The following is an 11,270-nucleotide window of genomic DNA, read 5'->3' as shown; positions in this document are numbered from 1 at the left end:
CTACTTGTTAACCAGCGTCTCCAGCGGCGCTGGCTTACCAATCAGATACCCCTGTAAATAATCGATACCCAGCGCGATTGCCGCGCTGCGTATCTCTTCGCTTTCCACATACTCCGCCACCACCAGCATTTTTTTCATCCGCGCCAGATGGCAAATCGACGCCACAATCTGATAATCCAGACTGTTGGAGACAATATTGCGGATAAAACTGCCGTCGATTTTCAGGATATCGGCATTGACGGTTTTCAGCCGCGCATAGCTGGCATAACCGGTGCCAAAATCATCAATTGCTACCCGGCACCCCATCTGTTGCAGTTGCCCCAGCGTCTGATTGGCCTGCTGGAGATTGGTCATGGAGTTGCTTTCGGTGATCTCAAAGATCACTTGCCAGGCCTCAATGCGGTATTTCCGCAATAAACGTCGAACTTCCTGGGCAAACTGCGTGCGGCAGATTGAGGCCGGAGAGAGGTTAATGGAAAAACGCTGGGCAGGCAGTTTTTCGCGGTTTTGCGCCATAAACATCAGTACATGTTCGATTACCCATAAATCGATGCGCGACGACAAACCGAACTCATGTGCGACAGGTAAAAATGCATCCGGACTGATGTTGTCGCCGTTCTCTTCACGCATGCGCAGCAGGATTTCATAGTAGTCATCGCCACGTACACCATGAATCAACTGTGCCATCAGGATAAAATGATTCTTCTCCAGCGCCAGCTGCAGGCGATTCATCATATCCACTTTGCTCTTCAGGCTGCGTTGCAGATTTGCCGCGCCCCGGTTTTGTAAATTTTCCGGGTGGTTGGTCGCCAGCGATAAATCGGCGATGGTGCTCATTTCCCCAAGCAGCAAATAGAGGTGTTTCACCGGCGAGCGCACATAGCAGTAACTCAGCCCCACCTGCGGCTGCAGCGGCATATCATCCCAGATAAAACGAAACTGCTTAATGCGCGCGTCCAGCACCTCAATGCGCGTCAGGTGCGATTGGGTATTCAGGCGAATCGCCAGATCGTGCCCGGAGAGTTGATACACGCTCTCTTCCGCCGACAGCAGCGGCCTGAGCCAGTCCGCCACCCGCTGTTTGTACTGAATGCGCAGCAGCACGCCATAGTTGCGCCCCAGCAGTTCCAGCTCCGGCACGCGCAGAAAACAGAGCACCGACCACGGCGTTTCCGCCAGCGCCCGGCTCAGCGCGCGCAGGTTGGGCATATTGGTCACCGGATCAATAAACGCCAGACGGCGGGCGCGATCGTTAGCCACTCTCTGGCGTGTCGCCATCAACGCCATGGCGAGAATGATGAAGGAGAACACCAGGTAACTTGATGATGCGATCGCCAGTTGCACGTCGTAAGCAGGAAACCACGGCAAATAACGATAAAAAAAGTGAATAGAGATGACCAGTAACGGTGTCCAGACCAGCGACATAAAACGGTAGCCGTAGCGCATCGATCCCCACAGCATCACCGGCAACAGAAGTGAAAGCGTGTAGTTGGTACTGAAAATGGAACTGTTTTTATTTAGCGGCATCAGTAACAGTAGCAAAATGCCAATCACCACAGCGAACCAGATTACGATCTCAACGCGCGTAACTTTGCGATCAAACTCGTGGCGCATTTGCGATAACCACGAAATCGCGTAGCGCGGATGGCGAATAACGCGGATCAACAAATAGCTAAACGGCACCCCAGTCATTGTCCCGACCAGTAGCGCCTGGTAATTGATGAGCATCGGCACATTCCATGTCAGCACGCCGCTGTCGCTTGTCGCCCGATCGTAAATATTCATCCAGACGCCCAACTCAAGAATGATCAGATAAATCGACGCCGGACAGAGCACCTGCCAGAAAATACGCTGGGAAACCAGCAATGCCGTACCGTAAGCCACCCGGTGTCGGCGGGTGACGAAAATGCGGTAACCCGCCCAGCTAAGTATTATGGGCAGCAGCAAATGCGTGCCTTTGCTGACCATTTCCAGCGGCGGCGCGGGCCAATAATGGCAAATCAGCGCCAGCACAATGCCCGGCAGCGCCGCCCAGCCATAAAACATCATCAGGACGATCAGTAACGCCATCGGCAAATAATAGAGAATGACCGCCTGACCAGAAACGGTGGTAAATGTATTAGCGAGGCTAAACAGTGGATACAAAACAACAGGCGTGATGAGCGGCAAAGCCCACCACTGATCTTTCAGGCGATAATATTTTTGAATAAGTGTCATAGATGCTCGATTACCCAACCCAGATCCTGGCGGGTGTTTCAGGCAGGTATCCGACCCGACTGTGCTGCGCAACGGTGAAGTGCCAGTTTGTTAACAAACAGAAATTCTAATTGCGGACATTATCCGTTAATTGATTTGCATCAAAAAAATTCGCCTGACCGTTTTAATTCCCCGCTTTGCTCGCATTATCGCCCATTTTTTATTGCTCGCGTAAATATTTAATTTATCTTATATAATTTCCGGTGATAATTTAATCATTGTGTTTTTGCGCCGGGCTTAATTGACCTGACTAAAAGAGTGTGCATTAATGTCGCTGTCGCCCGGAAATCGGGTATTCCTAAAGGAACCATTGTGAGTCAGGCAACCAGTATGCGAAAACGACATCGATTTGACAGTCGCATGACCCGTATCGTACTTCTTATCAGCTTTATCTTTTTCTTCGGCCGCTTCGTCTATTCCTCTATTGGCGCCTGGTACCACCATCAGGATAAAAGCCAGTCGCAACACATCAGCCAGACTATCGACCCCACCGCACAACGCTAATTTTTGCCCAGTTTTGCTTGCACGCCTTACCGCGTGGGTTTGCGCTCGTCTGTGCAACGGTTCTCGCCCATTGCACAAACGCATTGCTTATCTGTCAAGGTTTAACCAGCGCTCTTCCAGCCGCGCCAGCGCCGTGTAGGCTTCGCCAAGACCAACCGCCAGCCTGAACCCTTCCGGCCAGTCGCCGGTGGCGGAGATGCCTTCACTTTCCAGCCGACGAACAAACCGCAAGCGACCATAATCCGAGACGCACTCAGAAAGAATTATAGCGATTTGCCTACGTTTAATGGTTACGCCAAAGGTGAATTTACGCAGCATCCGCATGTCTTTAATCCCGCCGCGCACAGATTGAATAAAGGTGAACGCCACATACGCCGCCAGCAACGCGAGCAGCAATGAGAATGTGGCTTTAAATACCGGCTCCGCCATCGGGTATTGAGAGGCATAATGAATCGCGCTAAAAACAAGCGCGACGCCTAACACAGACGTGGCGAGAATCGACAGCGCGGCCAGCCACTTTTTCGGGTTAAGCAAATCATTAATTTTGCTGCGTACAAACCGGCAGATAGCCACCCAATCGAGCAACATCAAACTGAGTAGCACATTCACGGCCGCCAGCCAGCCGTTATAAACAGCATGCCCGCTGAAGAGGTAAAACGGTATCGCTGCCAGCGCCAGTGCCGGGGAAAACAGCCCGACCACACTGGTCACCAACAGAATGACGAAACACATCACCCGAAATAACACCATGGTGCCGGATAAAAAACCCTTATCAACAAAGGGCACCGTCGCGCGAGGCGCAGGGTTATCACCGCCCGCTTTTTTCGCTTTCTCTTTCTGCGCCGTGCGCCCCGCTTTTGCGAATAGTAAGATCGGTGCGGTAACAACTGCCGCATAGGTCGCGCTAAAAAAGGTGATAAACGGTAATGTGATGACGAGTAGCGCCGTGCTGGTGAGTGCCGCTTTCATGCTCCACAGGCGCATCCGGGCAATGCGATAAACGCCACTTAACGCATCGGACAACGCCAGGCTAAGCAGGATATTTTTGCGCCCGCGCCAGAAGTTGGTTTCCGAAATATTCAGCACGTATTTCTTAATCCCCTCTTCCAGTTCAGGATCCATTTTCGGCAAATGGCGACAGGCGCGAAAAGCGGTCTCCTGCAACCAGCCATCCTCACCGGCAATCGCGGCGGCCAGCACCGGCGCTGCGCGCGATTCAGAAAGCAGCCCGGTGGCTTCCAGGCAAATTTTCGCCAGCAGAATGTTATCGCCCGTTTTAACGTGCTGTATTACAAAGGCAGAGAGCGCCTCTTCGAACGGTTGCAGCACCTCGCGACGGGAACCAAAAGCGTCAATCAAAAAGCGCAGGCAGTGAATAGCGCGAATGCGCTGGCTTGCATCCGTGAAATAGCGTTGGATCTCATTCCAGCAAAGATTTGCCAGCCGTTGAGCCTCGGTTTCGCTGCACAACTGGGCATACAGCACCAGCGCGTCACGCCCGCGCGAATCGGTAGGAATGTGCGAATCCGGCACTTCCGCAGGCTGCTGCAAAAAGCGAATAGTGACGAAATACTCCAGAAAACGGCGATGAACAAAGGCAAACGACTTCTCATCACCGGGGGTTACTCGGGCAATACGGGCAAAACGCAGGAGCTCCAGCACCGTGTCCACATGCTCTGAATTGAAATAGCGGCGGATCACTTTCACCGGTGCTTCAAGGCCAAAGATTGAGGAACGAAAAACAAACCACGCGATATCCGTCGCCACCTCTATCACCTCACGAGAGGAGATCCCCGCATCGTGCAACTCCTGTTTGCAGAGCTGTATCCGGCTGTCGATATAGTTTTTATAAATCTCAGCCTGATTGACCGGCAATGTCTCGTTAACCGCGATCCATTCGCCAAGAAGCGCCATCATAAACGGGTTACGCACCAGCGGGATCAGGTCGAGGCGGTGGCTGAATAACGTATTTCGCACCTGCTCATTAAATTGCGGATACCGACTAAGCGCTTCTGAAATACCGGCTTCGGAAAGTGGGCGGATTTCCAGCACCTTATCCGCCAGAAACGCACGCGTCGGCTGGCGGAAAACGCGCGAAGCTAAAACGCCCCGTGAGGCCGGGTGTGTGGTAATAAAGCGCGAGATAACCGTGGATAACGAATCGATGACCGTCGAGCTTTCGCTGGCGTCCAGCAACTCGGAGATCTCATCAAACGAGTCGAAGATAAAAAATAAGCGACCGGTACGCCACAGGTCATGAAAGTAGCCATTAACAAAATCTCGCGTGTAGGCGTCACCACGCCGGACGAGGTTTTTAATGACAAACTCTTCCAGATCTTCCACCGAGAACTCTTTGCGACCGCCAGCGACAATGCTGCCAGGTACCCATTCGCGCAGGTTGATATAAATCGGCACACGGTGCGTCTTTTTAGCCTCCAGCAACATGTCTCTGGCAAGCTTGCGCAGCGCCACGCTCTTGCCGGAACCCGGCGCGCCCAGAATCAAAAACGACCGCGAGGTTCTGTCTTTGCGGATCGCGTCTTGCAGCCCAAGGATCTTTTTACGGGAAGCGACACCTTTTGCTTTGCGGATCTCAACCTCGGCTTCCAGTTCGGTGTAGTACTCAGGGCTCCAGTTACTGCTCTCGTCAATTGACGTGAGATCCTGCTGCAACATGTTGCAGAACACCTCCAGCTTTCGCGCAAAACGATCTTCCGGAAAATCCTTTTTCAGCGGCGTCGGATGTCCACCGCCAACGCTTCGATCGCGTAGGCAAAAGAACACGATGCCAACAATGATGACAACACTGGCAAGGAGCCACGGCGAAGGCTGGCTGATAAGCTGGATATTTTTCAGCCACGCAGGCGCATTTTGCAGCACCGGCAATGACCAGATAGTTGGTAACAGCGTATTTAACGCGCTGGAGCCGCTCCCAATGATGCCCAACCCGAGCACCAGCACCAGCGCGCGTATCTTGTTCGCGCCATAGCCGGCGGGCATCAGCAATGGGCGCGTGAAATAGAGCATCAGGCAGATAAACACGGCAACAGAAGCCGCATTAAACCACGAAGAATAGAGCCCGGTTCCCACCACGAAGCACAATGCCAGTGCAAGGAGGAGTAAAACGAATTTTTGACTACCCGACATGTGAGTCCCTTCTTTGTTCTTATGACGCCTTTTGCAATGAAACAGCACTATAACGCCTCCGCTACCGCAAGCCGGAAGCAAACTACCTGATTTGGTGGGGGGGTATGAGAGGAAAAGCCTGATGCGCTTCGGCGAGCAATAAGCGCGGCGTTTTCACCATGCATGCGGTGTCTTTTTTAATCCGCAACAGCGCGACGGGTGAGGATCGCTTTCACATAGTGCTCAATCACAATGTGATGTTCCTGATTGATGCGGGCAATAAAGACCTGCAGGGAATCGTTTGTTGAGTGGAGCGTATCCGCAATCAATTTATCGAAATCGCGTTGCGTGAAACGGGCATTTCCCTTTAGCGTCGAATGCTGAAGTAGCGTATGTGCAATGATTTCGAGCGCGGCGCGTCGGTAGTTATCGGCAAGCAGAACATCCAGATCGCGTTGGCGAATAGCAAAGCTAAAATCGAAACTGACAAACCCGGAATCGACCGGCAGCGAGTATGTCAGCCGTTCGCCTTCCTGCCAGACCTGCGGCTCATAGCCATCCCCCATTCGCTTTACTGACTGCATCGCGCCCCCCGTTCAGCACCGTTGATATGTTCGAATTACCTTAACGTGGTGAAGAACATAGCGTAAAGCCATCACTAATGGCAGTGGTCCACATGGCGAATATAAGCGATCCTGTGAGCCGCCAGAGTAAATAAGCAGGGAAAAAAATGAATCCAGAAAGCAGCGAACTCCCGCCCTTAACGTGGCCAGAATTTACCGACGAGACAGCCCGGCTGGCCTGGTGGCGCGCCTGCGTCCAGGCCTGGCGTGAACAGTGGAATAACCCGGCGCCAGTAGCGCCGGTTAACGCCAAAGAGATTGACGCGCTTGAACAACGCCTGGGCTGTGCGCTCCCGCCGTTGCTGCGTCGCTACCATGAAACGCTCGGCGCACTCGAACTGGCAGAAAGGTTGTGCAGCGTCACGCCCGCGAAATACGCCAGCATTGAACCGCTTCTGGCTGCGTATCCCGGCATTCATGACATTCTCGAAGGTGTGTCAGACGCCGCGTCGCAATGGGCGCTGGTCAATCAGTTGATCGCCTTTGGCGACTACCTGGGCAACGGCAATTTGTGGTGCTTTCACCGGGAAACCGGCGAAGTGTGGTATTTCGATCACGACAGCTCGCCGATGCTGACGCAGATTTTCACCGATGTGGGCCAGTACCTCGACGTGTTGATGTTCAAATGCCTGCTGGAAGCCCACGGCGAGGAAGATAACGAGGACCTGCTACGCGAGCACCTGGGTGATGAGGTTGTGGAAAAGTGGATGTACTGAAAGCGCTATAGGGGGAGTGCAGCTGCGATGTGGCAACGTCCGCACCTTTTACAAGCGGTCCGTCATGGTTTCGATACTGTCGATAAATACGAGGAATAGTGGGTCATCGGGTAGCGACTAACCATTAAAACATCAGCAACAAGGCAGGCATAAGCCTGCCTCTATTTTTTGGCAAAACGTTAGCTCAGTTTAAAAACGGCTACCGTCTCTTCCAGCAATTGAGACTGCTCTTTAAGCGAATGCGCTGCCGCCGATGCTTCTTCGACTAACGCGGCGTTTTGCTGCGTTACCGTGTCCATCTGCGCAACAGCCTGGTTTATCTGCTCAATACCGCGACTCTGCTCACCGGTCGAGAGCGCAATTTCCGCCATCAGTTCAGAAACCTGCTTAACGGTGCTGATAATGCGCTGCATGCTCTCGCCCGCCTGCGACACCCTTTCGCTCCCCAAAAGCACTTGTCGACCGGACTCTTCAATCAGCTCTTTGATCTCTTTTGCCGCGAGAGACGAACGCTGCGCCAGATTACGGACTTCGCTTGCCACGACGGCAAACCCGCGCCCCTGCTCGCCGGCTCTTGCCGCTTCAACCGCTGCGTTGAGTGCCAGGATGTTGGTCTGGAAAGCAATGTCTTCGATTAAGGAGATAATGGTGTCTATTTTGCCAGAGCTGGATTCGATCTCTTTCATCGACATCACCGCCTTTTCAACAATCGTATTTCCTTCCTGCGCGGAGCTGCGCATCGCCGTCGCAAGGGTATTTGCCTGTTGTGTGTTTTCGGAGGTGTGCTTAACCGTTGAAGTCAGCTGTTCCATGCTGGCTGCGGTCTGCCCAAGAGAAGCCGCTTGTTCTTCGGTACGGGCCGAGAGATCGGTATTACCGGCAGCGATTTCTTCTGCCGCGTGAGCCACGCTCTGGCTGGAATTACGCACCTGAGCAATGATTTCCAGAAGGGCAAGACGCATTTGCTCCAGTGAACCGAGCATGTCGCCAATCTCGTCTTTAGAGCCGTAAACAACAGGAGTGTGCAGCTCCCCTGCCGCCATTTTCTGGCAATGTAAGCGTGCGGCATCCAGTGGCGAAAGAACGCGACGACGCAGCAGGATAAAGATAGCGACAATGATCAAGGTAAACAGTAAGGCGAAAACACCAATGGTCACCATGCTATTCACGAAGCGATTCTGCGCGTCGTTGTTAAGGCGCTGGGCATATTTTTCGCGGAAGGCCAGCAGGTTATCGAGTGTGATCTCAAACTGACGATCAAGCTGCGGAACAGTGGTGCTGACGAGCTGGTTGAAACGCGCCGTGTCGTTGTTGCTTGCGGCGTCCATCAACGGTCGCAACCCTTGATCTACATACGTTTGCCACGCCTGGCTGTAAGGCGCGGACAACGCCTCTTCACCCGCGACAGGTGGCGCAGCCTTGTAGTTGTTGAACGCATCGGTGGCTTTTTGCATCACCGCTTTCGCGCTCTCAAGCGACGCATCCGCTTTCTGTTTGTCGCCCAGAGAGGCATTGATCATGGCTTCCATCAGACGCACACGCAGTGTGCGGCTATGGTTAATCGGGTCGATCACCGACAGCACAACGCGAATTTCTTTGTTCACATTATCCAGCGACTCGTTGCTGCGGGTCAGTGACCAAAGGTTGGAGGCAGAGCTGATGAGAAAAATACCAAGTAACAGACTAAAAACGAGAAATGAAAAACGCCTAACTGACATATTTATTACCCAGGGTTGAGGTTATTTCATAAATTTCTGCCCCCGCTGAAAGGAGCATACCGAAGACAACTTATCGGCAATCTGGCGTTAAAATTTAATTTAAATCACATTACATATTTAAATCAAACAGTTAGAAAAAAGGTGCTTGCGAGAAAGAAAATATGCTTAGGATTCACCAATTTATTCAAACTAGCGTTTCAAATATGTCGTTTCAGGGAATAGCTATTCATCCTGCCGATGAGTCTAAGCAGTACAAAAAATGCACATTTTATTGCATCAAATGGAGGGCAAAATGGAATTTACGCACCGGGGTGAAATATAAGAGGTTGATAATTTAAAAGTAGATAATTAGGTAGAGGTGATAGATTTCCCAAATTAGAAAAAAGACAAATGAGTTAAAATTCAAAATTAACCTTTTTGATATAGCGCCCGACTCAACTGTTTATAATAAACATTAAAATAATGTTTAAAGAATTTGTTATAAAACTAACTTTGATTTTAATAGTTATATTGTTAAATAGTCACATCAGATAAATACGAAGCATCTCCAGGTTATGATAAGAAATATACTTGATGGAGTTTATATAATTGCACCCTTCAAAGGGATAAAAATATTTAATTGATCGCCAACAAATACCGCAAAAAGATCATATACAAAAACAAAAAAGCCCGCTTTCGCGGGCTTAATATTTCATATCTTCAGCAGGATCTGAATCTTATTCCCACTCAATCGTCGCTGGCGGTTTACCGCTGATGTCATATACCACGCGGGAAATACCGTTCACTTCATTGATGATGCGGTTAGAGACGCGGCCGAGGAAATCGTACGGCAGGTGCGCCCAGTGCGCGGTCATAAAGTCGATGGTTTCTACTGCACGCAGCGAGACAACCCAGTCGTATTTACGACCGTCGCCCATCACGCCCACGGAGCGAACCGGCAGGAACACGGTGAACGCCTGGCTCACTTTGTTGTAGAGATCGGCTTTATGCAGCTCTTCGATAAAGATCGCATCGGCGCGGCGCAGCAGGTCGCAATACTCTTTCTTCACTTCGCCCAGCACGCGAACACCGAGGCCCGGACCCGGGAACGGATGGCGGTAAAGCATGTCGTACGGCAGGCCCAGTTCCAGGCCAATTTTACGCACTTCATCTTTGAACAGCTCACGCAGCGGTTCAACCAGGCCCATCTTCATCTCTTTCGGCAGGCCGCCCACGTTGTGGTGAGATTTAATAACGTGCGCTTTACCGGTTGCCGAAGCAGCGGATTCGATCACGTCCGGGTAGATGGTGCCCTGCGCCAGCCATTTCACGTCTTCCAGCTTCAGTGCTTCTTCGTCGAACACTTCCACGAACACGCGACCGATGATTTTACGTTTGGCTTCCGGATCGTTCTCACCGGCCAGTGCAGCCAGGAAACGGGATTCCCCTTCCACGTGAACAATGTTCAGACCGAAGTGGTCGCCAAACATGTCCATCACCTGCTGAGCTTCGTTCAGACGCAGCAGACCGTTATCTACGAACACGCAGGTCAGGTTTTTGCCAATGGCGCGATGCAGCAGCATCGCGGTGACAGAAGAGTCCACGCCGCCGGAGAGGCCGAGGATCACTTTGTCATCGCCAACCTGCTGGCGGATACGCTCAACAGCGTCATCGATAATTTTTGCCGGCGTCCACAGCGCTTCACATTCGCAGATATCGCGCACGAAGCGCTCCAGCATACGCAGGCCCTGGCGGGTGTGAGTCACTTCCGGGTGGAACTGCACGCCGTAGAAGCGTTTTTCTTCGTTCGCCATGATGGCGAACGGGCAGCTTTCGGTGCTGGCAACAGTGACAAAGTCAGACGGAATCGCCGTTACTTTGTCGCCGTGGCTCATCCACACGTCCAGCAGAACTTTGCCTTCTGCGGTCAGCGAATCTTCAATACCGCGAATCAGCGCGCTGTCGGTCTGCACTTCAACCTGCGCGTAGCCGAATTCACGCTCGTTAGAACCTTCAACGTGGCCGCCGAGCTGCATCGCCATGGTCTGCATGCCGTAGCAAACGCCAAGCACCGGCACGCCAGCTTCGAAGACATATTGCGGTGCACGCGGGCTGTTGTCTTCGGTGGTGCTTTCCGGGCCGCCGGAAAGGATGATACCGCTTGGATTGAAGTCGCGGATCTGCGCTTCGGTGACATCCCACGCCCACAATTCGCAGTAAACACCCAGCTCACGCACGCGGCGCGCAACCAGTTGGGTGTACTGAGAACCAAAATCGAGGATAAGAATACGATGTTTATGAATGTTGTCCGTCATTGACGTTACTTCCGAGGCAAGTTACGAAAGCGC

7 protein-coding genes are annotated in these 11,270 nt (G+C 52.2%); 2 read left to right on the top strand and 5 right to left on the bottom strand.

Going from position 1 to position 11,270, the window contains the following annotated elements:
* Positions 1-2,217: an EAL domain-containing protein gene (locus BN2591_RS09025; protein ID WP_086870811.1), complete on the bottom strand. Its 2,217-nt coding sequence runs from the start codon at positions 2,215-2,217 to the stop codon at positions 1-3.
* Positions 2,218-2,568: 351 nt separating this feature from the next.
* On the opposite strand from BN2591_RS09025, the gene BN2591_RS09020 reads away from it, so the two are divergent.
* Positions 2,569-2,760: a YfgG family protein gene (locus BN2591_RS09020; protein WP_086870809.1), complete on the top strand. Its 192-nt coding sequence runs from the start codon at positions 2,569-2,571 to the stop codon at positions 2,758-2,760.
* Positions 2,761-2,847: 87 nt separating this feature from the next.
* Here BN2591_RS09020 and BN2591_RS09015 read toward each other — a convergent pair whose 3' ends face one another.
* Positions 2,848-5,907: an NACHT domain-containing protein gene (locus tag BN2591_RS09015; protein WP_086870807.1), complete on the bottom strand. Its 3,060-nt coding sequence runs from the start codon at positions 5,905-5,907 to the stop codon at positions 2,848-2,850.
* A gap of 176 nt (positions 5,908-6,083) precedes the next feature.
* The gene (locus BN2591_RS09010; RefSeq protein ID WP_086870805.1) at positions 6,084-6,470 is read right to left on the bottom strand and encodes a hypothetical protein; all 387 of its coding nucleotides are present in this window, start codon (positions 6,468-6,470) and stop codon (positions 6,084-6,086) included.
* Between the two features lie 146 nt (positions 6,471-6,616).
* On the opposite strand from BN2591_RS09010, the gene BN2591_RS09005 reads away from it, so the two are divergent.
* Positions 6,617-7,225, top strand: coding sequence for an SMI1/KNR4 family protein (locus BN2591_RS09005; RefSeq protein WP_086870804.1), 609 nt, complete (start codon positions 6,617-6,619; stop codon positions 7,223-7,225).
* A gap of 179 nt (positions 7,226-7,404) precedes the next feature.
* On the opposite strand, the gene BN2591_RS09000 is transcribed toward BN2591_RS09005, so the two are convergent.
* Both BN2591_RS09000 and guaA read right to left on the bottom strand, forming a co-directional pair.
* Positions 7,405-8,943 (bottom strand): methyl-accepting chemotaxis protein, encoded by a 1,539-nt coding sequence (locus BN2591_RS09000; RefSeq protein ID WP_086870802.1) that lies wholly within the window; start codon positions 8,941-8,943, stop codon positions 7,405-7,407.
* Positions 8,944-9,659: 716 nt separating this feature from the next.
* Complete coding sequence (gene guaA / locus BN2591_RS08995; RefSeq protein WP_086870801.1) at positions 9,660-11,237, bottom strand: glutamine-hydrolyzing GMP synthase; 1,578 nt, start codon at positions 11,235-11,237, stop codon at positions 9,660-9,662.
* Positions 11,238-11,270 lie beyond the last annotated feature (33 nt).

Origin of the sequence: Kosakonia pseudosacchari, assembly GCF_900184035.1 — a bacterium.
GTDB lineage: Bacteria > Pseudomonadota > Gammaproteobacteria > Enterobacterales > Enterobacteriaceae > Kosakonia > Kosakonia pseudosacchari.
This window is presented reverse-complemented; position numbering and strand designations above follow the sequence as displayed.

Bases quoted from the DNA above. Each gene is read 5' to 3' on its own strand.
- BN2591_RS09005 (WP_086870804.1), top strand. From the start codon at position 6,617: ATGAATCCAGAAAGCAGCGAACTCCCGCCCTTAACGTGGCCAGAATTT.
- guaA (WP_086870801.1), bottom strand. From the start codon at position 11,237: ATGACGGACAACATTCATAAACATCGTATTCTTATCCTCGATTTTGGT.
- BN2591_RS09010 (WP_086870805.1), bottom strand. From the start codon at position 6,470: ATGCAGTCAGTAAAGCGAATGGGGGATGGCTATGAGCCGCAGGTCTGG.
- BN2591_RS09000 (WP_086870802.1), bottom strand. From the start codon at position 8,943: ATGTCAGTTAGGCGTTTTTCATTTCTCGTTTTTAGTCTGTTACTTGGT.
- BN2591_RS09015 (WP_086870807.1), bottom strand. From the start codon at position 5,907: ATGTCGGGTAGTCAAAAATTCGTTTTACTCCTCCTTGCACTGGCATTG.
- BN2591_RS09025 (WP_086870811.1), bottom strand. From the start codon at position 2,217: ATGACACTTATTCAAAAATATTATCGCCTGAAAGATCAGTGGTGGGCT.